The 22,792-nt window shown below is 40.1% G+C and carries 16 protein-coding genes; 11 read left to right on the top strand and 5 right to left on the bottom strand.

Annotation, left to right across the window (positions count from 1 at the left end):
• Positions 1 to 279: 279 nt before the first annotated feature.
• The 8 genes from rhuM (at position 280) to BM107_RS20485 (ending at position 7,895) form a co-directional block, all read left to right on the top strand.
• Positions 280 to 1,275: a virulence RhuM family protein gene (gene rhuM, locus BM107_RS20520; RefSeq protein ID WP_090986832.1), complete on the top strand. Its 996-nt coding sequence runs from the start codon at positions 280 to 282 to the stop codon at positions 1,273 to 1,275.
• A 599-nt stretch (positions 1,276 to 1,874) separates the two neighbouring features.
• The gene (locus BM107_RS20515) at positions 1,875 to 2,507 is read left to right on the top strand and encodes an SLATT domain-containing protein (protein ID WP_090986830.1); all 633 of its coding nucleotides are present in this window, start codon (positions 1,875 to 1,877) and stop codon (positions 2,505 to 2,507) included.
• A gap of 255 nt (positions 2,508 to 2,762) precedes the next feature.
• Complete coding sequence (locus tag BM107_RS20510; RefSeq protein ID WP_090987005.1) at positions 2,763 to 3,086, top strand: nucleotide pyrophosphohydrolase; 324 nt, start codon at positions 2,763 to 2,765, stop codon at positions 3,084 to 3,086.
• Positions 3,083 to 5,278: a DNA/RNA helicase domain-containing protein gene (locus BM107_RS20505; protein WP_090986828.1), complete on the top strand. Its 2,196-nt coding sequence runs from the start codon at positions 3,083 to 3,085 to the stop codon at positions 5,276 to 5,278. The genes BM107_RS20510 and BM107_RS20505 overlap by 4 nt, the downstream gene beginning before the upstream one ends.
• A 79-nt stretch (positions 5,279 to 5,357) precedes the next feature.
• Positions 5,358 to 5,573: a hypothetical protein gene (locus BM107_RS20500; protein ID WP_090986826.1), complete on the top strand. Its 216-nt coding sequence runs from the start codon at positions 5,358 to 5,360 to the stop codon at positions 5,571 to 5,573.
• A gap of 224 nt (positions 5,574 to 5,797) precedes the next feature.
• Positions 5,798 to 6,115, top strand: coding sequence for a hypothetical protein (locus tag BM107_RS20495; protein WP_090986824.1), 318 nt, complete (start codon positions 5,798 to 5,800; stop codon positions 6,113 to 6,115).
• 2 nt (positions 6,116 to 6,117) lie between these two features.
• Positions 6,118 to 7,308, top strand: a complete 1,191-nt coding sequence (locus tag BM107_RS20490; protein ID WP_090986822.1) for a PfkB family carbohydrate kinase — start codon at positions 6,118 to 6,120, stop codon at positions 7,306 to 7,308.
• Positions 7,296 to 7,895: a 7-cyano-7-deazaguanine synthase gene (locus BM107_RS20485; RefSeq protein WP_090986820.1), complete on the top strand. Its 600-nt coding sequence runs from the start codon at positions 7,296 to 7,298 to the stop codon at positions 7,893 to 7,895. The genes BM107_RS20490 and BM107_RS20485 overlap by 13 nt, the downstream gene beginning before the upstream one ends.
• A gap of 206 nt (positions 7,896 to 8,101) precedes the next feature.
• Here the strand turns inward: BM107_RS20485 and BM107_RS20480 are convergent, their stop codons facing one another.
• Entirely contained in the window at positions 8,102 to 9,028 is a 927-nt protein-coding gene (locus BM107_RS20480) for a hypothetical protein (RefSeq protein ID WP_090986818.1), read from the bottom strand.
• A gap of 229 nt (positions 9,029 to 9,257) precedes the next feature.
• Here BM107_RS20480 and BM107_RS20475 point away from each other — a divergent pair, with 229 nt between their 5' ends.
• Together BM107_RS20475 and BM107_RS20470 are read left to right on the top strand one after the other, a co-directional pair.
• Entirely contained in the window at positions 9,258 to 9,608 is a 351-nt protein-coding gene (locus BM107_RS20475) for a helix-turn-helix transcriptional regulator (protein WP_090986816.1), read from the top strand.
• Positions 9,605 to 10,111: an ImmA/IrrE family metallo-endopeptidase gene (locus tag BM107_RS20470; RefSeq protein WP_090986814.1), complete on the top strand. Its 507-nt coding sequence runs from the start codon at positions 9,605 to 9,607 to the stop codon at positions 10,109 to 10,111. The genes BM107_RS20475 and BM107_RS20470 overlap by 4 nt, the downstream gene beginning before the upstream one ends.
• Positions 10,112 to 10,519: 408 nt before the next feature.
• Here BM107_RS20470 and BM107_RS20460 read toward each other — a convergent pair whose 3' ends face one another.
• Entirely contained in the window at positions 10,520 to 10,858 is a 339-nt protein-coding gene (locus BM107_RS20460) for a helix-turn-helix domain-containing protein (protein WP_244278873.1), read from the bottom strand.
• Between the two features lie 292 nt (positions 10,859 to 11,150).
• On the opposite strand from BM107_RS20460, the gene BM107_RS20455 reads away from it, so the two are divergent.
• Positions 11,151 to 12,443: a hypothetical protein gene (locus tag BM107_RS20455; RefSeq protein WP_090986812.1), complete on the top strand. Its 1,293-nt coding sequence runs from the start codon at positions 11,151 to 11,153 to the stop codon at positions 12,441 to 12,443.
• 2,140 nt (positions 12,444 to 14,583) lie between these two features.
• Here the strand turns inward: BM107_RS20455 and BM107_RS20435 are convergent.
• The 3 genes from BM107_RS20435 to BM107_RS24965 form a co-directional block, all read right to left on the bottom strand.
• Positions 14,584 to 15,504 (bottom strand): PorP/SprF family type IX secretion system membrane protein, encoded by a 921-nt coding sequence (locus tag BM107_RS20435; RefSeq protein ID WP_090986804.1) that lies wholly within the window; start codon positions 15,502 to 15,504, stop codon positions 14,584 to 14,586.
• Between the two features lie 8 nt (positions 15,505 to 15,512).
• Positions 15,513 to 21,284, bottom strand: a complete 5,772-nt coding sequence (locus BM107_RS20430; protein WP_090986802.1) for a lamin tail domain-containing protein — start codon at positions 21,282 to 21,284, stop codon at positions 15,513 to 15,515.
• A gap of 1,310 nt (positions 21,285 to 22,594) precedes the next feature.
• On the bottom strand, positions 22,595 to 22,792 hold a 198-nt coding region (locus BM107_RS24965), incomplete at its 5' end, for a hypothetical protein (RefSeq protein WP_208864435.1).

Below are 22,792 nucleotides of genomic sequence, written 5' to 3'. Positions count from 1 at the left end.
ATCCCGGGTTTTAATTAAAAATAGTTTAATTACCCTTGTTTAGGGTACGTGAAACCGTATAGTATATTTAAAAAAACTATCAAATTTGACCCTTGTTTTATCGGTCATATTTAGTTTAATCGTTCAAAAACGCTAATTTGTGGCCTTAAAATCATACAATGAATTACGGAACCCGCATAACCTCTGTACATAATGGATTAGTTTATTTACTGGTGACGCAGGTGGTGGCGAATTAACATCCGCTAGTATAGCACCGTGAAATTTTAAACCTTGCTTAATATGAATTCTGAATTAATTTTATACCAATCTGAAGATGGGCAAACTAAAATACAAACCCGTTTAGAAAACGAAACCGTTTGGCTTACGCAAGATCAAATGGCCTTACTTTTCGGAAAGGCAAAATCGACCATAAACGAACACATTAAAAACGTTTATGAAGAAAAAGAGTTGGAAGAAAGCACCACCATGCAGAAATTCGGAAATTCCGAATTTCAGCAAAAACCGTTTAACTACTACAACCTTGATGTAATTATTTCTGTTGGTTACCGCGTAAAAAGCTTACAAGGTACCAAGTTTAGGCAGTGGGCAACAGCCCGGTTACGCGAATACTTGGTAAAGGGGTTTACCATGAATGATGAACTGCTGAAACAAGCAGGTGGTGGCGATTACTTTGATGAGTTATTGGCTCGGATTAGAGACATTCGTTCTTCTGAAAAAGTATTTTGGCGCAAGGTATTGGATGTGTATGCCACCAGTGTAGATTACGACCCAAATACCGAAACCTCGCAAACCTTTTTTAAAACCATACAAAACAAAATGCATTGGGCAGCACATGGACAAACCGCTGCAGAAGTGGTATATAGCAGAATTGATGCTGCAAAACCTTTTTTAGGCTTAACTAACTTTAAGGGCGTACAGCCTACCCAACAAGAAATTGCTGTAGCCAAAAATTATTTAAATGAGCAAGAACTTAATGTATTAAACCGAATGGTAACGGCTTATTTAGAGGTAGCCGAATTACAAGCCTTAAACCGCAAACCCATGTACATGCAAGATTGGCTGCAACGGGTTGATGACTTTTTACAAATGACAGGTAATGATATTTTAATCCATGCCGGTACGGTTAGCCACCAACAAGCTTTAAACAAAGCTAACGAAGAATATATCAATTATAAAAAAAGCCTGAAAAACGAACTTTCTAAAGTAGAACAAGATTTTGTGCAGCATTTAGAACAAAGTACTAAACAGCTTAAAAAGAAAAACAATGGAAATTAAGCTGAAGAAATACGATGCCTGTAAAGATTGTGGTTTGGAATGGTTGGGGGAGATACCTGAGGGTTGGGAAGTTAGCATTTAGATTTGGTAGCGCAATTGGGTTTGGGCATTCCACCTATTTCAGAAATTACCCTAAAAATTGTTTCAAATGCTCTGATCATTTTCTGAGATTACATTTCCGATTAGCGACCAGGTTAAGGCAAAAACCCTTATTGAACACTTGAAAACTAAAAGTAGTGGAGATATTTTTTGAGGGAATGGGGGAAACCGTAGGGATAGGTGGCGTAAATAGAAGAAGTTTGATCAGAGAAGTATCTGGTAAACTATATAAATACCATAAGAATATTTTATATGATAAATAAATAGTTTGGAAAAAAATTAATTGAAATCTAAATAATAATTATAATTTTTGATCAATCTCAAAATTAAATTAACGCAAAAAATGATTCCTTTAATATTTCCTAATCTCTAAGATTCTATCAACTCCTATTCTTTTACGATCTTATATTCTATCTGGATAATAATTCTATAGGAAAGAGTTTAAGATTATCTTCATTGAAGTGCAGGAAAAAATAAATTTATAAACAATTAATATCCAAATGAGTAATTACCTTGATTATCTTGATAAAACATTTCTAGAAGAACTTAGTTATAAAATTTGGTCAACAAAAGGTGCCCGCTTTCATGCGCATAGCAGGTTGGTAAGACTTTCTAAATTATCGAGTTTATGTAATAGCTTAATTTCAGTATACCTGATTGCTGTAGGTTTACTTTCTGTGTACAACGTTTATAACACACAATTAGGCAATGAGAATGTAATTGCTTATTCAATTACTTGCTTATCAATCCTAGCTTTAGTTTTTGGACAAATTGAAAATGCAAAAGATTTTAATGTCAAAGCTAAAGAATTTCATGCTTGTGGATTAGAGCTTTCGGAATTATACAATGAACTGCGCATTTTCAAAACATTAAATCCAAATGCTAGTATGGAAGAAAAGGAATTATTTACTAGAGATACAGCATCGAAATATCAGCGTATTTTAGAGAAATATGATAATCACCAACCCATAGACATCGAACGATTTAAGGCGACTAAACCTGATTATCATAAATTGAATAAAATGGATGTTTGGAAGATATGGGTGAATTATAATGCCTTTACTTTCTTTATTTATTATTTCTTGATCGTTGTTCCTCCTCTTTTGGCTATTATAATTTTTATAGCAGTTTAGTCCGCCAATGTCTGCTTTTGTACTTTATTCATATACAAATTAAGAATCGGGCTCAATGTTATTTATCTTTCAGACTCCCTTGGTATGTTGTCTCATGTTTTTGAAAATCAACTGGAGAAGATACTTAAGGCAATTTTAGATAGAAATGTTAAACAAGAACAGGTTAGATTGATAATTTAAGATCGACATAAAAAGGTTTTACCTCAAAATTTCCCAAATCAACACTATATGCTTAAATTGGGCATCATTAGCCTTATGATCGAAGAAATAACAGCAGCATTAATAAAATTTAGAGACGAGCGCGATTGGGCACAGTTTCATAATCCCAAAGATTTAGCACTTGCCTTAAATATTGAAGCAGCAGAGCTACTCGAGTTATTTTTATGGAAAAATGCCGAGGATGCCAATGTTGATAAAATAAAGGAAGAACTCGCTGATGTGTTTTCTTATGCACTTTTGTTAGCTGAAAAATATAACCTGGATGTAAAGCAAATTATTCTCGATAAGATTAAGCTTAACGACACCAAGTATCCGGTAGATAAAGCCAAAGGCACGGCTAAAAAATACGATGAGTTATGAGCATGTCTTTCGAACTCTCAATAGACGTTTCCGAACCTTACGATTTTAATACTCAAAGCTTAAGTAAGATTCAGCAAAATCCCTGGGTTAAAAACCAGTGGCCATTGGTTTATTTTATACAGAATGAGGTAATGGCCGAGGCTTATGTAGGCGAATCGACTAATGCTGCCAGCCGCATTAAGAATCATTTAGCAAATCCGGTTAAAGCTGCTGTATTTAATAAGATTTCTATTATCGGTAGTGATAAGTTTAACAAGTCAGCTACCCTTGATATTGAATCCAACCTGATACAATACATTGCGGCCGAAGGTACTTATAAGCTACAGAACGGTAATTCTGGTTTGGTAAATCACAACTATTATCAGCAAGACTTATACAAAGATTTGTTTAAGGAAATCTGGAAGAAACTGCTTGACAAAAAAGTTGTAAGTAAATCGCTAAAGGAGATAGAAAACTCTGAATTATTTAAATACTCACCATATAAATCGCTCAACGAAGATCAATACCTTTCGGTGCTGGAAATTCTGGAAGGCTTAACTCAAAATAATAGTAATAGTATTTTTGTAAGAGGCAGCGCAGGTACAGGTAAAACCGTTGTGGCAACCTATCTTTTAAAGTTATTGGCAACCAATATTTTAAATACGGATGTGGAAGAGTTTAATGATGATGAACTTCGGGAAGTAAATTATATCCGAAATTTTCAATTAAAGTATCCTAACGCAAAAATAGGTTTGGTTGTGGCTATGAGCTCACTGAGAGAATCGTTGCAACAAGTTTTTAAACAGGTGCCCGGACTAAAACCATCTATGGTTATCAGCCCATCTGAAACTTTTAAAAGTAAAGAGAAATACGATTTGCTTATTGTTGATGAAGCGCATCGTTTACGCCAATATAAAAACATCAGCTGGATGGGGGCGTTTCGGCAGAATAATCAAAAACTTGGATTAGGTGATAATGGTAATGAGCTAGACTGGATTATGGCCAACAGCAGGAATCAGATTTTCTTCTATGATGAGCCACAATCCGTAAAACCATCTGATATAGCCGGAATACATTTTACTAAGCTTCTGGAAGATCAAGGTACAATTAAGCTACAGCTTAATTCGCAAATGCGTGTTCAGGGAGGAGAAAATTATATCAAGTTTATTGATGATCTGCTAAACATTAACCGTGAAGATAAAACAGTTTACAGATCTGCGAATTATGAATTGTTCTATTTCGATTCGTTAGCAGATTTATATACGGAATTAGGGAAAAAGGAACAACATTATGAGTTGTGCCGCATGGTGGCGGGTTATAGCTGGCCATGGCAATCGAAAAATAATAAAACGGCCATTGATATCGAAATTGATAATTTATCTTTTCAATGGAACCAAACCGATAAGGATTGGGTAAATTCTCCAAATGCTTTTAAAGAAATTGGCTGCATCCATACTACCCAAGGATACGATTTAAACTATACAGGTGTGATTTTTGGAAAGGAGATTGATTATAACAAAAACACCGATCAGATTGAAATCGATCCTAAACAATACTTTGATATTAATGGAAAAAAGGGTATAGCCAGCCCTGCTGATTTAAAATCATACATCATAAACATTTATAAAACCATACTCTATCGTGGTATTAAAGGAAGTTTTGTTTATGCCTGCAACCCTAATCTGGCAACTTACTTAAAAAAACATATTCCACTTTTCGAAAAGGAACCTGCATTAAGGATTATACCATTTAACCAGGTTAAACCTTATGTAAATGCTGTACCCTTATTGGATATAACGGCTGCTGCGGGTAACTTTAGCGATTTACAAATCCATGCCGATTTTGAATGGGTAGAATTACCGTTTAATATTACCCCTCAAAAGGGTTATTTTGTTTGCAAGGTAGTAGGTGAGTCGATGAATAAGCGGATTCCAAACGGCGCTTATTGTTTATTCAGGCAAGATGGTGGTGGCAGTAGAAACGGTAAAATTGTTTTGATTCAAAGCACCGCTATTCAGGATGCTGACTTTGGTTCTGGTTATACTGTGAAAGAATACCACAGCAAAAAGGTAGTAACAGATGAGGGTTGGCAGCACAATGCAATCAGTTTAAAGCCTTTATCTGATGATTTATCTTACGAAGCAATCGAATTGACTGAAGATGAATTGACTGATTTTAAAGTGGTAGGGGTATTTGAAAGGGTATTAACTTAAAAAATAATTTTCAGTACGAATTTTCTTTCAATACGGAAACCCGTAATTTTTACATCTCATGGTCCAGTATCTTGGCACCATGAAAAGATTCTATTATATCCTGTTTTTAAGTATAGGCATACTGGCCTGTAGCAAGCAAAATGAACTAGGAGGAGGTACAGATACCGAAACTTATACGCCATGTGGTACCTATAAATCGGACCAAAAATTATATCAGGGCTCTAAGGGTGGTTGTTTTTATTACAATAGTAAAGGCAATAAGGAATATGTTGAAAGGAGTGCGTGTAAATGTTAATTCAGCTTTAAGCTTTAACATATTAGAAATTTGGAAACTTCAGCTTATTCGTCTATATTACAGATATCTAATATTTTAAGCTCGATACTCTCCATATTCTTAAAAGGCCGGTGTTTTATTAAAGGCCAACATTCCATTAATGTAGTTTCATCTAAATTGATAGGCTTTTTGCTAATTCAATATTTACCAATTACTAAAGTATCAACTTTAATCTATAAAAAATTATGGGCGGATCAGGAGGAGGTGGATATGTTCCACCACAAAGATCACTTTTCGATTGTGAAACGGGTATTATCACAGTAAATGTTTCTTCAATAAATGTCACTGTTTTAGATAAACACGATGTTGGAGACTTGCTGGGTGTAGAAATAGGGAGTAATGATGCATTAATACTTGAAGATGGTGATGGTGAAATTCTTGGTGCTATATTGCATCTTAATACATCTGATATTATAGCTTGCATTAATGGCGGAGCCGAATATGAAGCAAAAATATTAGATATCAAATCGCCAGCATGTAAGGTGCAAATAAAGAGGAGGTAGCTATGATATCGGTTGTTGGCGGAATATATAGGGAGATTGATTATGATGATATCTCTATGGAAATTTTTGGCTCTGGATTCCGATGTGTGAAATTTCTTTTGGAAAATAAATGTGAAGTTAAGTTTAACACTGCGGGTAATTTAGAAGTTTCGAAATTTTTGACAGAGAATAAAAAAGTTTATGAAAATTTTGATTTTAATTGTCTTGATTATGAAGATTTCATAACCTTTAAATATAGTTTCGCACTAGACAATCCTACTATATTTCCAAATATTCTTAACATTAAAAAGTCAAACACTATATCTGTAACAGATGAGAATATTATTTGTTATGGTATGTTAGAAACTGATTTTAGTGTAAAAGGCAGTAAAGTTGTTTACGATCCTCAAACTTCCATTAAGCCAATAAAATTCAAAGATATTGGAGTCGCTGAAGAATTGATATACATAGTAAATTTAGATGAAGCAAGATCAATTTCTTCCTCTGAAGATATAAATGAAATTAAAAGATACTTTTTTAATGAAGAAAAAGTTAAAGCAGTAATTATTAAAAATGGACCTTACGGAGCAACACTCTATCAAGAGGAGAATGAAGCCCAAATTCCTTCATTTATAACGGATAATGTAAATAAAATTGGTTCGGGGGACATATTTACAGCTAGTTTTGGGTATTATTGGATGGAAATGGGCCTCGATCTTGAGGAATGTGCTCTTTATGCATCTATGTCAACTGCCCTTTATTGTGATAAAAAGATTTATATAAATACTTCTTCTACCCAGACATTTAGCTGTAAAAAATTCGTTAATAATAAATTGACTGACAGATGCATATACCTAGCAGCGCCTATTTTTTCCATAGCTGAGCTAATTTTAATTGATAAGATAAGAAATGCTTTTCTTGGATTTGGCGTCAAAGTTTTCTCTCCGTTTCACGATATTGGTTTAGGAGATGATGCAACTATTGCGAAAAAAGATATCGAAGGGATTGATAAGTCTGATATTGTATTCTGTGTTCTAGATAACTTAGACTCTGGAACCTTAGTAGAAATTGGTTATTCAATTGGAAATGGGAAAAAAATGATTGGTTATCATAGAACTTGTTATAAACCTCAGCTAACAATGTTAAATGCAGGTGACGTTACGATTTATAACAATTTAACAACAGCAATTTATCATACAATATGGAATTTGTAAAAAAAGCAACCCTATTATCTGGGGGAGTTGACTCAATATGTTTGACTTATGGTTTAATGCCAGACATTGCTTATACAATTGATTATGGCCAAACTGTTGCAGAAAGAGAAATATATGTGTCGAAATATATATGCGAATTATTAAATATTGAACATAAGATTATACAAATTAATTGTAGAAGTTTAGGGGCAGGAACTTTAGCTGGTGCTGATAATTTAAGATTTGCGCCGTCTGAAGAATGGTGGCCATACAGAAATCAGCTGCTAATCACGTTTGCAGCAATGATGGGAATAAAAGATGGCGTTAGTGATCTGCATTTGGCTTCGGTAAAATCTGATAAATTCCACAAAGATGGAACAGAAGAATTTTACAAATTAATAAATGATACAGTTTCTTATCAGGAAGGGAGCTTAAAAGTTCATTGCCCTACATTGAATTATTATAGCCATGAGTTGGTATCAAAATATAATGTTCCTATTGATATGCTAACTATTGCTCACTCCTGCCATATTTCAAATTTAGCTTGTGGTAAATGTTCGGGATGTTTAAAACAATTAAAAGTAAGACACGAGTTGAAAATTGATTAGTTATTAATGAGTTGAACTAGCTATAGCGTATTTTTGATTCTTATTTTTTCCTAATTACTCAAAAATACCCGTATAGACCTGAGAGAATACTGTATACTAATAAAGTATGGAGGTAAGAACGTTGTCATAACGAATGATCATTTGATGTATCAAATAAACATTATTCTATTTTGGGACCCCCACACTAATTAGTTCTTGGCATTTGTTTAGTTTAATCGGTTTACAACTTCTTCTAATTCTTTGTCAGAGAGTAAGGTTATGTGAGGATCGAGCTCTGATTCGAAATCAAGAATCGCAGTCTTGTTACTGATTATCCATTTTTTTACCTGGTCTTTATTACTGATGTGAGCTGTTTTTAGATAGGCTTCATAATCTTTTTTCTTTACTCCTTTTTCTTTATTTTTTTCGTCCATCAAGAAAGCATACTCAGTATTGTTTTTTACAAAATGTGTAAAACCATATCTCAAAAACCTATTATATGAGCTTACTAAACCTGAATCACTTGATATCAATTTTTTCGGTATAAAAATAATAGGCAGACCATCAAAGACCGGAAGATCAAATGTTCCGTTTTCCCATGATTTTGTCGAATAGTTGAAAACGTTTCTGAGTTTTATGGCTTTTGTAGGAATGCCATGTTTAGTGCATTGTTCCTGGGTAAAAGTAATCAGCTGACTTTTAATGATACTTACAATTATATCGGATATACGATCGGGTCCAACCTGATCGATACCAAAGTAAAGAGTATTGTAAGAAAACTGCCCAGTTTTTAGTGAGTTAATCACAAATTCAGTATTATCCTGAATGAGCTGTTTTAGCACACTACCTACTGAATTACCGTGTGGGCGTTTTGATGAAAATCCCAACCTTGTTTGATTTGACTCATGAAGCCCTTTTAAAAGCTTGCGGGTATCATTTGGCTTATTAAAAACTACACTTTGAAAAAGTTGATTAAGAAAAGCATCTAGAGATTTTTTCATTTCCAAAGTGAGCGGGCTTGCGAACTTTAGTACCTTGTTATAATCTAGAAAGGCAAGGTTGTCGAATTCCAGTTTTACATTAAGGAATTCAACTGTTGATTGGCTGTGCCCGATCTTATCGAGTCCAAACTCACTAATAATTGTTTTGTTCATAATTTTTAATTTTTCTTTTTTTTAATGTTGTGATAATCTATCTCGCCCTGATGACTTTCATCAATGCAATTTTTAATTGTGTAGTTCATAGTTTTCTGTTTTTCATTTCAAGAATCATCAGTCAAATATTGTGCCATTTTAACAAACATTAAATATAAATGTTTGTTTAACAAACATTGATATTTAAAAAAACTATTTGTATTCTTGCAGAAAAATCATATATTTACTTATGGACTTTAAAACGGCGTTAAATCAATTAGTTGGTAGTCGAATTAAAATAAAACGAGCTGAACTCGGCTTAAGCCAAGATGAATTGGCCTCTAAAATCGATCTGGCTAGGGCATCCATATCTAATATTGAAATTGGTCGCCAGCAGCCTACACTCAGTACTCTTTACGACATTAGTCAGGTACTGGAAACCGACGTTCAGTCACTCCTCCCAACTTATTTAGAAGTTAAGTCAGAAACAATCTCGAAATCAGATCCTTTGGAAATCCTCAAAACAAAAGATGTTACAGATGGTTCTAAAGAGAAGATCGAGAAATTAATTGCAGGCATAATTCCAAAACCTAACTTATGAAATATATTGAGGATAGAGCCAACGAGCTTTTACGAAAACTGGCTATTCATTCGGCTCCTATAGATCCGAAGAAACTTGCGGAAAAGTTAGGGGTCATTGTTCAGAAAGTCGATCTTGACAGTGATGTGTCAGGTCTTTTTGTCACAAAAGACAATGTGTCATATATTATGTATAATAAAGGAGAAAATAAATTCAGGCAGCGTTTTACAATAGCACATGAATTAGGACACTATATGTTGCACAAGGAAATCTCTCTTTTTATCGATAAAACACAGCGAGTTCTTTACAGAGATTCCGCTTCAACGACTGGAGAAAAATTAAAAGAGCGTGAAGCTAATGCCTTTGCCGCCGCGCTTTTGATGCCAAAAATATTGGTAGAAGAAGCAGTGACTGAAGTACCTTATGGAAAAGATACAGTAGATTATCTTGCAGACAAGTTTCAGGTAAGTCCACTAGCAATGAGTTTTAGACTATCAAATTTAGGCTACGAAATAGGCTGGTAGAGAGGTAAACGAATATACGTCAATTTTCATTTTATTAACTTGTATAAATTGTAGTTCTATATGAAAAGTCCGATAGGCCCAAAAAGATTGAAACCTTTAAATCCTATCAGAAATATATAGCGCATTGCTAACAGAATAGTATTACGAAGATCGATAAAACAAAAAAATCCAATCATTTCTGGTCGGGCTTTTACTTTTATAGCTATTTTTCTATTTATTCTTTAATAGTTCCACTTTCTCTCTTTCGCTTGTTAATAAACGCTCATATAGTTCAACTATCTTTTCAATTGTATTAAATGTGGATTGGTAGTTTAACAAGCTGGCAATTAATGTTGGATTATCGCTACTGTTAATATTAGCACTTTCGCTTATTTATCCAAAGCCGGAATCGTTTTTCTTTGGAAATAACTATCTTTTTTGTTTCCTACTTTTAGCTGCTAATGCTTCTTGCTCGGCAATAGTGTTTAGCTTAACTCCTTTATAAATCGTCTTGGCCATATCGCCAGGCTCAACATCCAGTGCAAGCGCTATCAAGTATAGTTCTTCTCCGGAAAGCTTAGTGCTTGCGTCATTACTTAGCAGGCTTAAGCGAGATTCAGTAATACCCGTCTTCCTATAGATTTCTGCTTTGTTAGCAGATTTCAAAATTAAGTATTTGCCAAGTTCTGTAAGCTCCGACTTCTTTTTCACGCTGATCGTTTTTTGATAAACATACCAAGTGAAAGTTTTACTTAGTAATTTTTGCACTTTTCATTTGATTATTTAAAGAATACTTTAGAATATCTAAACTCTTATTGTTATATTCGTGTATAAATTAGGTATTAACAAAGAGTCTCGGCTACCAAATTCTCACAATAAACAGCCAACGAGACAATAGATTAATGCCTATGGTGATATTTTGCGTAATTTAGTGCGCACTATAGCATCATGGGCTCTATTGTAATTCCGTTGGCAAGGCCGTGAGAAGCCCGGTAGATGGTATTTAGAGCCCAGCTATAGTGTTTCTTCATACCAACAAGACTCGTAAAACCATACGAGTATGAAAGCTAAATCCATTACCATTGCAGGGAAACCGCTTTCGCGGTTTTATCAACTGCCTTTAGAAAAGGGGAGCAGGGTGTTAAGGTTAGCGGTGCTGGAGCAGATCGCTAGCGCATTTAGCGTAGGTAAAAAGCCTGAGCCGTTGGCCATCACATCGCTTTCTTTTAATCAGGGTTTGTTAACCGTCACTGTTAAATTGGAAGGGGAAGAGGCAAGGGTTTACATCGCGGTAGCATATGATAACCTGTTGGTGAGCTGTAGTGTTGATACGGATGAAACTTACCTGGGGCGTTATGCTTACCTTACTTTGTGTACCATGATGCGGAGTGGTTACTGTAATTTTCAGGAATATTACTGGCCCGAATGTTTTGCTTTGGGCAACAAGCGGTCGGGATATGTAAATGTGGTGAAAAAACCGGGCGGTATCACCATTACCTTAAAGAAAAAGTTTAGCGGTTTGTTTAGGCCTGGTGATGATTTGCCGGATGTTACGGAACGAACGGTAGTACCGCGTGAGAGGTTATCGGGTAAAAATGTGATAGCACGGCTGGCACCAGTTAGCATTGGTTATTGTTTTGCCAATACTGATCTGCAAAAGTTCCACAGCAACCATTATCCTTTTTTAATTCCTTATGTTTTTGCGGCCACGGCTTACCTTAAAACGGTTAAATCTTTTAAACGTTTCGTGTTGAATCCGCACGATGTGGATGGCATTAGCCTCTCGCCACAACAGGAGGAACTGAACAGCATTTGCTTCGCCATGAAAGAGATCGCTGCCATCCGCTTTAACGCCAATGCCCACCTGCCCGAAAAGGTAGCCGAAACCGATAAACTTAACGACGCAAACCAGCTGGCGCTTTTAAAGTTATGGAACAAGGCTTTGCCGCTATTGATGCAACAGCGTTTTACACATTACTTCTACACCTATGGCATGCGCAATGTTACGGGCAAACCTGTAATGCGGGATATGAAGCTGGTTGAATTTTCGATGGAGGTGCCTGTTTTGAGTTTCGTGCTTAAAGATGAGGGCGATTATTATGAACTGGAATTGAAGATTAAGGTGAAAGGGAAGTTGTTGCATCTGAATACGGATCAGTCTGGCCTGTTTTTGGTTTGCGATAGTGCTAACCCGTATTTGTGGTATTTGCTTGAGGCGGAAATGGATTATAAACTGGTTTGGTTTTTTAGTAAGGTAAATTTTAAGGTGCAGGTGATTAAAGGGTATTATAGGGAGTTTTTTGAGGGGTTTGTGGAGAGGGTGGAGAAGTGGTATGAAGTGAAGAGGGGGTAAGGGGGGTGTTTAATTACTAATACGGTCGTCATTCCCGCGCAGGCGGGAACCACGAAGTGCTCAGCGAAGCTAATCTTAATGCAATCGCTATTTTCTTTTCCCTGGCTCGGGCTTGCCTCGGCTCACCGCCGCCGAGGGCTCTTTCTTTTGGCTTGGCCCAAAAGAAACAAAAACCCAAGGCTTGCATCTTTTCTTGTAAAAACCTACGGAAATCTTGATAGCGGCAGCATCGAGGCTTTTAGCCCTGGCTTTGTGCCACCGCGCTCGCTTTAATTCTGCCTTGGGCTGTGGGGTATTAGGGGTAAGTGCAAAGCTTTCCGTGCTTTTTCCGGCGAAAATCTGCGAGGCCGGGTAGCAGGGTGGAGATAGCGTGGTGTATAGGATAGTTTCCAATATGACGTTGTTTCATCAATAAATCCGTCATTGCGAGAAGGCTTTTTCAGCCGACGAAGCAATCTTACTACTATGGGTAATCTGCGATTTATACCTCAGCTCGGGCTTGCCTCGGCTCACCGCCGCCGATGGGCTCTTACCTTTTTCTTGATAAAAAGGTAACCAAAAATCAAGGCTTGCATCTTTTCTTGTAAAAACCTACGGAAATCTTGATAGCGGCAGCATCGAGGCTCTTAGCCCTTGCTTTATTCCAGCGCGCTCGCTTTGATCCTGCCTTGGGCTGTTGGGTTATGAGAGGGGAACTGCAAAGATTTCCGTGCTTTTTCCGGCGAAAATCTGCGAGGCCGGTAGCAGGGAGGAGATAGCGAGGTGCATAAAAATATTCATGTATTGATTCTTATGAAACTATGAGGGGAACTCCCCTCCTGATTTAGGAGGGGCGGGGGTGGTAAATAGTCGTTGTTCCATCAATAAATCCATCATTCCCGCGCAGGCGGGAATCTTAATGCAATCGCTATTTTCTTTTCCCTGGCTCGGGGCTTGCCTCGGCTCACCGCCGCCGAGGGGCTCTTTCTTTTGGCTTGGCCCAAAAGAAACAAACCTGAGCGTAGCGAAAGCATGCCTGCCATCAAAAACAACAAACACAAAGGCATAACTGAAAGGCTTGCATCCGTTTTTTATGTGATCGTATTGTTTTTATCGGTATAAAAGATTGCTACGCAATTCTTGTGAAAACCTACGTAAATCTTTATAGCGGCAGCATCGAGGCTCTTAGCCTTTGCTTTGTTCCACCGCGCTCGCTTTGATCCTGCCTTGGGCTGTGGGAGTATGAAAGGAGGTGCAAAGCTTTCCGTGCTTTTCCGGCGAAAATCTGCGAGGCCGGTTAGCAGGGCGCAGATAGCGAGGAGTAGAGGGAATTCTTCTCTAGCTGTCATCCTGAGGTACGAAGGATCTTTTAATTGCAGGTTATCGCGAAAAATCCGTCATTTCGACCGTAGCGGAGAAATCTTTTAAGTTAGGTTAATAGTGTACATTTTTGCCCCTGGCTCGGGCTTGCCTCGGCTCACCGCCGCCGAGGGGCTCTTTCTTTTCTCTTGATAGAAAAGAAACAAACCTGAGCGCAGCGAAAGCATGCCTGCAGTTAAAAACAACAAACACAAAGGCATAACTGAAAGGCTTGCATCTGTTTTTTATGTGATCATGTTGTTTTTATCGGTATAAAAGATTGCTGTGCAATTCTTGTAAAAAGCTACGGAAATCTTGATAGCGGCAGCATCGAGGCTCTTAGCCTGGCTTGTTCCCACTGCGTTCGCTTTGATCCTGCCTTGGGCTGTGGGGTTATGAAAGGGAGTGCAAAGATTTCCGTGCTTTTTCCGGCGAAAATCTGCGAGGCCGGATAGCAGGGAACAGATAGCAAGTGCATAAAATATTCATGTATTGATTCTTATGAAACTATGAGGGGAACTCCCCTCCTGATTTAGGAGGGGCGGGGGTGGTTATGAAGAGAATTCTCTTTAGTCCATTCCCTTTCAGGTGAAAGGTACCGATAGGCGGATAGGGGTTTAGGGCGCTCGCTATAACGAGGTTCAAAGATTTCTCCATTCCGCTGCGCTACAGTCGAAATGACGGTCATTCTTCTAAAAACAAAAGCCGCAGTTCTTTCGATCTGCGGCTTAAGTTTGTGCTGTTAAGATCCCCGCCTTCGCGAGATCTGATAGTAATCGGATGACGACTTTTTCTTTTAAAATTACGGCTTCTTACCAATGTTCAGCCTGATGTTGACTTCGAAATCGCCATCAGTATAACCGCTGATAGCAGAAGTAGCCGTATTGTAGTAGGCCATAAAATACAGGGTCGATTTGTAATTCATCCCGAAACCAACAGTAGCATTCTGCGTATTGTGGTACATGGCCATTACGTATAACTTATCGTTAGCGAAGTTTGCATTTAAACCGGCATCCCATAAATTTTCGTAATTCTTGATGCCCCTGAAAACACCTTTAGGCTCGAGGCTGATGCCATTCATACCCGAGGCCAGCATGAACTTATAACTCACCGCCGAATAAAACGTGGGTTTATCGGCAAAGTTTAAATCGTCTTTCCTGAAAACCGAACGCATGTTAGGTACGGCGCCTTCAACGGTTAATCCTTTTGAGGTATAAGAGATACCGAAATCGCCATCCAAGTAATAACCGCGGTCGTTAAAACGGGCGATGGATGGGTCGTTAATATCGCTGTTTCTTATACTGTTCAAATCGAGTTTATCCTGACTGGCACCAAAAGAGATCCCGAAATTTAATTTCTGATCGTCGCTGTTTAGCGGCAGGTGATAGGCAAAGGTACCCACAGCCTTGGTGCGCTGGATGCCGCCCGATTTCTCGTTGTAGATGTTTACGCCCCAACCCACTTTATTTACCTGCTGATCGAGGGTTACGCTTTGGGTAATGGGTGCGCCCGGAATGTTTGACCACTGTTTTCGGAAACTGCCGTTGATGTTAAAACCTTCGTTAATGCCCGCCATTGATGGGTTTACGAGGTAACGGTTCTGAAAATACTGTGCATTGAGTGGAAGGATCTGTGCTTGTACAGATCCTAAAAATAATGTGCCTGCAGCAAATAGAAACGTTACGCGACGCATTTGCTTTATGTTTTTGGTAATTGCTCTCATGTCTGTAATTAGTCTCTAATGATGTTGATGTAACCTTTAAATGTACCAATGCCGTTCCCTAAATCGATGATGTAATAATAGGTTCCTTCGTTTAAGGGGCTACCGTTTATGGTTCCGTCCCAATCGTTGGCATAGGTATGTTTGGTGTATAATATCCTTCCGGCCTTATCGAAAATCTTTAAGGTGTTGTTTGGATAGTAATCGATGTTTTTAACGATAAATTTATCGTTGTAACCATCGCCATTAGGGGTAATTACGGTACTGGCTTCTAGTTTATAATCTTCTATTACCGTAATGGCAATGTTTTGCTCGCTTACACAACCGCTCGCATTGGTTACGCTAACGCGGTAAGTACCGCTCTGTTTCGGGCGGATGGTTAGGGCAGACGTATTCTGTCCGCTCACGATATCAGCGCCTGTCCAGCTGAATTGCGTACCACCTGTAGCGGTTAACACGATTGCATCGCCTTTAGAAATGGATAAACCTTTATTACTGCTGATGGAAACTACCGGTAAAGCATTTACGGTTATGGTAGCCGTTCCTGTTTGAGGCTGGCCACAGTTGGCATCTTTTAAATTGATCAAATTATAGGTAAATGCCCCGGCTATATTGGTAGGTGCCGATACGGTTACCGATGCGCTTGTTGCGCTAGTGCTTACCGTTTGGCTTGCCCCGCCGTTAATGTTGTAGGTAAAGGTATACGGTGCCGATCCGTTTGCGCCGGTAAAAGTGATGGTTTGAGGCACACCATTTAAACAAACGGTAGCTGTGCCGGTAATGCTGGCGGTAGCGGTTGAGGTTACGGTTAATTTAAAAGTGCTGGTGGTTTTATCTACTCCTCCAAAATCTGTTCCGCCATTATCCATTACGGTAACCGCAATGTTGGCCACACCGCTTACATTGTTTTTTAAGTGGTAGGTAATGGTTCCTTTATCGGCACCGTTTGAGGCTATGCTTAATACATCAAACAGGTTGGCATTATCTGAAGTAACCGAAAGGGTAGTGTTCTGCGTAGTTTCCGGACCGGCAGAAATTCCGGTTAAGGCAATCGTCTGGTTGGCTGGTGTGAAACAAACAGCCTGGTTAGGCACTGCATCAATTGTTGGGGCGCCATTGCCGAACAAATACCGCGTGCGGATCGGGTAATGATCGGTTGTGGTAGAACTGTAATTGGTGACCAGGTTTTTAACGCCATCTAAAACCTCGGCCGAGGCCGTAATATAGTTAAGGTAAAGGCTTTTGCTAATGATTACGTTATCGATTACGGTATTAAAGCCGGCTGTAGATTGTTTTCCGGCTAAGCTTAAAGGCAGGGTAACCGGGAAATAGTTTGCTGCATCCTGTGTAAAATCGACATACGAAGTGCCGGTACCTGCAGGCATTGGGGCAATGGTTTTATCGGCATCGAGTACATCGTTAAAATCGCCGAGGATAATCACTTTTTTACCGGCTAGGTTAGCATCAAGCCAATCTTTTAACTGTTTGTTGCCAGCTTTTCTGCGGTTGTAGGAGTCAATCTGATCGGCAGTTGTGCCTGTGTTGGCTTTGGCATGAATCTCGACGAAATAAACCGTATCCAGTTTATTGTTGATCTTTACCTGTGCCTGCATCATATAAGGGAAACGGCCTGACGACCAGTTTTTGTAAGGTGTACCATCGGCACTGGTTGCCGGTACAGCCGGGTTGTAGGTGTCTCTTAAAATACCGAGGGTAGAAATGGGTTTAATCAAATCGGTACGGTACATAAAGGCCAGTTTTTGTGCCAATGGATAATCGGCATCAGCTTTATTATCGGCGTATGATCCGAACTCGCTGAAAACGACATTGTATCCTGCCGGTAAAACCGTGTTCCTGAATAAAGTGGTATCTACCACCTCTGCAAAACCATAAATATCTGCATTGAGGTTATTTACAACCGTTTTTACATTGGCCGCCTGTAAGGCATCGTTTGATGGATCTTGTGCCGGACTGCCAAACCATTCGATGTTCCAGTTGACCACTTCAAGGGTATTAGAAACATCGAAGGTATTTCCGCTTAAGGCAACGGTTTTATTTGCCGAACCGGAAGTGGCAATATTTACATTGCCGGTATAACTGGTGTTCGCCGCGGTTGGCGAAAATTTCGCATACACGGTTGGCGAAGTATTGTTGATATCGGCTTTCGGATAGGTAATGCTGCTGCTATACGTTCCGGTACTGGTTTTAGACAGTGTGAAGTTGGCCGGAGCAGTTAAGGTAACATCGCCCGTTAAGTTCCCTGCAGAAAAACCAAAGCTATTTGCTGCTGAAGTGGTATTGGCCGCCTGAAAGCCAAAACTGATGCTCGATGGCGACGTAGTAATGTCGACCGCAGGTGGCGTGTTCGAATTGGTTACCGCAAAATCATCAACTGTCCAGCGGCTGGCTGATGAAGTGGTAGAATTATACACAATAGCTACATAAACTGGTGTAGCTTTATAGGCTGATAAATCGATGTTATCTGATTTGGTCCATTTATCGCTGCCCGTTTCAGGGAATTTACCATCCAAACTGGTCCATGTGGCCAATGCAGGATTACCTGAACCCATATAGTTGGTCGAGATTTTTAACTGCAGTTTATCTCCTGCAAAGGCAGATCTGGTCCAGAAAGATAAGATAGCGTAATTGAATGATGAAATATTTAAGGCCGGAGAGATTAACCAGTCTTCGTTAAGGATGTTCCCGCCCGAGTAACCATTAATCTGCACGGCATTGCCTGCACTGCCCGCACCAGTTGGGTCGGAAGCATCGTGACCAAAAGTTGTGGTACAGCCCCAGGTTTGCGGACCGGTTACGCTGTACTGGTAAAAACCATCTGATAAGGCTGCACTGCCCACCGTAGTACAGTTTTCGAAATTGAAAGCCGTTTGGTTAGGATCAATAGCCGGACCACTTAAAGCCAGTGAAACTGAGGTGGCACCTGCGCTGGCATGTACAATGGCTCCGTTTGCGTTACCCACTGCCGTTGGACTGAATTTAACATAAACCGTTTGGTTGGTGGCTAAATCTGCAACGGTATAGCTAAGGGTATTGGCGAACGTGGCATTATCTTTCGAAATGGAAAAAGGACCGGTTACCGTCAGCGTGGTATTGTTGGTTAAATTACCTGCCGATAAAACATAAGTTTTGGCTGCAGAAGTGGTATTGATGGCCTGGTTACTGAAGGCCAGTGTTTTTGGCGTAACTACCAAATATGGACCTGATGTCGACACCGGTTCTGTTACCGAGCTGTTTTGTGGATTCGGTGTTCTGACAATAAAATCAGCAGCATTTTGATCACTATCATAGCCGTTACCGGCAAATTCTTCTGTACCACCGGTACCCATGGTGGTGGCATCAGATGTAGCACTGGCTTTTCTTTCTATAGAAGAGGTATTGTTTGGTGCCGGTGCAGGGGCGGTACCTTCAAAGCCGTTGGCTGTAGCGCCAAAACCTACCAGATCGATAACAGCTGTGCCGGTTGGCAAACTACCGGTTTGCGCCGTAGTGCTATTGCTTAATAGTACTTTACCTGCGGTACCACTCATTGTAATGGTGCCGATTTTATCAGGTGTTGGCAGATTGGCGGTACCGCCTGAACCTGCAGCTTGTTGGATGAGGTAAAAACCTTTTGGTGCAATGCTGCCCGATAAGGTAGTAACCTGCCAGGATGTTCCGGTTGCGCTGGCATACTGCACGCTCCAGCCTGTTAAATCTACAGCACTAAGTGTTGGATTGTATAACTCGATAAAGTCGTTTTTATAAACTGCACCCGAGTTGCCACCGCCACCATAAACTTCAGAAATAACTACATGGTTAGCACCCGTTGGCTCTTTTACTGATGAGTTTTGAGGATTAGGGGAAGTAACTACAAAATCGGTACTGTTGTTATCGGTATCGTAGCCGTTACCGTTAAATTCTTCAGCACCTCCAATCGCTAAAGTAGCCGCTGTAGATGTGGCGCTTGCCTTACGTTCAATAGAAGTGGTATTGGAAGTTGCCGGTGTAGGTGCGGTTTCGAAACCTGTAGCCGTTGGGCCAAAACCCACTTTATCTACCACTGCTGCGGTTGATGGATTGGCACCTGTTAAAAGCACGTTCGAATTGCTTAAAATAACTTTTCCGGTTGTACCCGATAAGGTTAAGGTTCCGATGGCATCTGGCGTAGGTAAATTAACCGTTCCGCCGGCGCCAACAGCTTCCTGAACTAAATAGAAACTTTTTGCAGGGATACTGCCGGTTAAATCTGTTTTAGCCCAGGTGCCTGTACCGGTAGCGTTTAAATACTGCACACTCCAACCCGTTAAATCAACCGCGGTATTGCCCGGATTATATAATTCGATAAAGTCGTTTTTATAAGTTGCACCGGTGTTGCCGCCACCTCCATAAACTTCTGAGATTACAATATGTGTGGCTGCTGCAGGCGGTGTGGTACCCACACCTGTTGTGCTAATGTTCTGTGTACTTGCACCATTACTTGAGATAATGATATTGCCTGATTCAGGGCCTGTAGTTGTAGGGCTGAAGCGTACGGAAACTGTTTTACTTGTGGCTAGTTCAGCCACGGTATACACTAAAGAAGTGCTATAGGTTACATTATCTTTTGAAAGATAAAAAGGTGCCGTGGTGGTTACATTAACCACATCAGTTAATCCCGATGCACTCAAATTAAAAGTTTGTGCGGTAGAATAGGTACCTGTATTTTGAGAACCAAAATCGAAAGCGGTTTGGTTTACCGTTAAAATGGCTGATAGCCCATTTCCGCTTACGGCAACGTTAACAGGGCTTGCGCCGGTGCTGGTATTGGTAATATTGCCACTGGCATTACCTGCTACCGTTGGACTAAAACGCACATAAACCAACGGTGAGGCCGCAACCTCGGCGGTAGTATAACTGATGGCATTGCTGAACGTAACATTGTCTTTTGAGACAGAGAAGGGTGCCGTAGCATTTACTGAAACGTTTGCAGTAAGATTGGCGCCACCTAAAGTATAACTTTGTGCAGTAGAATTAGTATTGATGTTCTGATCGCCAAAAACCAATGCGGTATTAGATGCCGATAAAACCGGTGTAGCGGTAGTGCTGCCATTGGGGGTGATGCTAAAATCGTCGACAGCGTAAATACCGTCGCTTCCTAAATCATCAGTGTCTGTCCAGCGGATATAAAGTGTGGCACCATTTACCCATGTAATGGCAGTGATGCTTCCTGAAATAGCGGTTTGGTTTGCAGGAAGATTTCCGTCAACGCCAGCTGCCGCGGTAGTGGTGGTTAACTTTTCGTTAAGGTCCATTCCGGTAAGTGGCAACCAGGTGGCCGATGCATCGGCAATGCCCGTGGCATTAAAACTATATTCGAAATTCAGTTTTTCGTTTACGGTGGCGTTTGAACCGGTTCTCCACTGTTCCATCACACCCGATAAATCGATTGAAGTTACAGTTGAGCCTGTATTATTCTGGAAGCCGGCACCAAATCTGGGTACTAAAGCACCAGAAGCCAAACTTCCCAAAGAGCGATCGGATGCCCCGGCAGTACCCACATTATATGCTGCACCGCTGTTTGATGAAGTGCTGTAAACCACTAATGGCAAGGCCGAACCAACAGTTGCGGTATTTGTACCGCCGGCTTTAACGGCGCTCCATCCGGCAACGGTTGAAGTCCCGGTTGATGTCATACCGTCAAAATTTTCTGATTTAGCTGTGTTTATTGCCGTTAATGAAACCTGGGCAGATAAATAGTTAACAAAAACCAGAAGAAATAAAATAAACAGTAAAGGTTTTTTCATAGAATAAATTATTGTTTACAACAAATGTATATGCAATTGCCTTATTATCAGATTAATTTAATGTTAATTCGAAAAAATGTGGAAAAATAAATGTAATGTGGGGTAATTTTATGGTTGTGTAAACGTTATTGCGCTTTTTGAATGATATAGTAATGTTTAGGGGAGAGATCCTTGGCCTTTTCATAAACATTGTTCGCTATTCCCGCGCAGGCGGGAACCACGCAGTGCTCAGCGAAGCTAATCTTAAAGCACTTTGCTATCCTTTATCCAAAGGCTCAGGCTTGCCTCGGCTCATCGCCGCCGAGGGGCTCTTTCTTTTGGCTTGGCCCAAAAGAAACAAAAAAACAAGGCTAGCATCCGTTTTTTATGTGATCATGTTGTTTTTATCGGTATAAAAGATTGCTACGCAGTTCTTGTAAAAAGCTACGGAAATCTTGATAGCGGCAGCATCGAGGCTCTTAGCCCTTGCTTTGTTCCACCGCGCTCGCTTTGATCCTGCCTTGAGCTGTGGGGATATGAAAGGAGGTGCAAAGCTTTCCGTGCTTTTTCCGGCGAAAATCTGCGAGGCCGGTTAGCAGGGTGCAGATCGCATGGTGCCTACCGTAGTTTCTAATATGGTTATTGTTCAACCAATAAATCCGTCATTCCCGCGCAGGCGGGAATCTTAAAGCGGTTGCTATTTTCTTTCCCTTGGGTCGGACTTGCCTCGGCTCACCACCGCCGAGGGGGCCTCTTACCTTTTTCTTGATAAAAAGATAACCAACCTGAGTGCAGCGAAAGCATGCCTGCCATTAAAAACAACAAACACAAAGGCATAACTGAAAGGCTTGCATCTGTTTTTTATGTGATTATGTTGTTTTTATCGGTATAAAAGGTTGCTGTGCAATTCTTGTAAAAAGCTACGGAAATCTTAATTGCGGCAGCATCGAGGCTCTTAGCCTTTGCTTTATTCCACCGCTCTCGCTTTGGTCCTGCCTTGGGCTGTGGGGTATGGGGGGAAAGTGCAAAGCTTTCCGTGCTTTTTCCGGCGAAAATCTGCGAGGCCGGTTAGCAGGGTGGAGATAGCATGGTGCGGAAAACATTTATGGATTGATTACTTTGAAACTATGAGGGGAACTCCCCTCCTGATTTAGGAGGGGCGGGGGTGGTCAATAGAACTGATTTAAAAGATCCTTCGCTGCGCTTAGGATGACAGCAAAAAAAAACGCAGTTCTTCCGATCTACGGCTTTTCGTTTTAACATCAATCTAAATTTGCTTTAAAATCTGTTAGACGTTGCATTAAGATCCCCGCCTGCGCGAGGATGACGGATCATTCTTTAAAATTAAAGGGGAACTCCCCTCCTGCAGGAGGGGTTGGGGAGGTTTTGCCCTTTGCTCGGGCTTGCCTCGGCTCACCGCCGCCGAGGGGCTCTTTCTTTTGGCTTGGCCCAAAAGAAACAAAAACCCAAGGCTTGCATCTTTTCTTGTAAAAACCTACGGAAATCTTAATTGCGGCAGCATCGAGGCT

Source organism: Pedobacter suwonensis, from assembly GCF_900111825.1.
GTDB lineage: Bacteria > Bacteroidota > Bacteroidia > Sphingobacteriales > Sphingobacteriaceae > Pedobacter > Pedobacter suwonensis.
The sequence above is the reverse complement of the archived record's forward strand: the minus strand, read 5'-3'. Positions and strand labels throughout refer to the sequence as shown.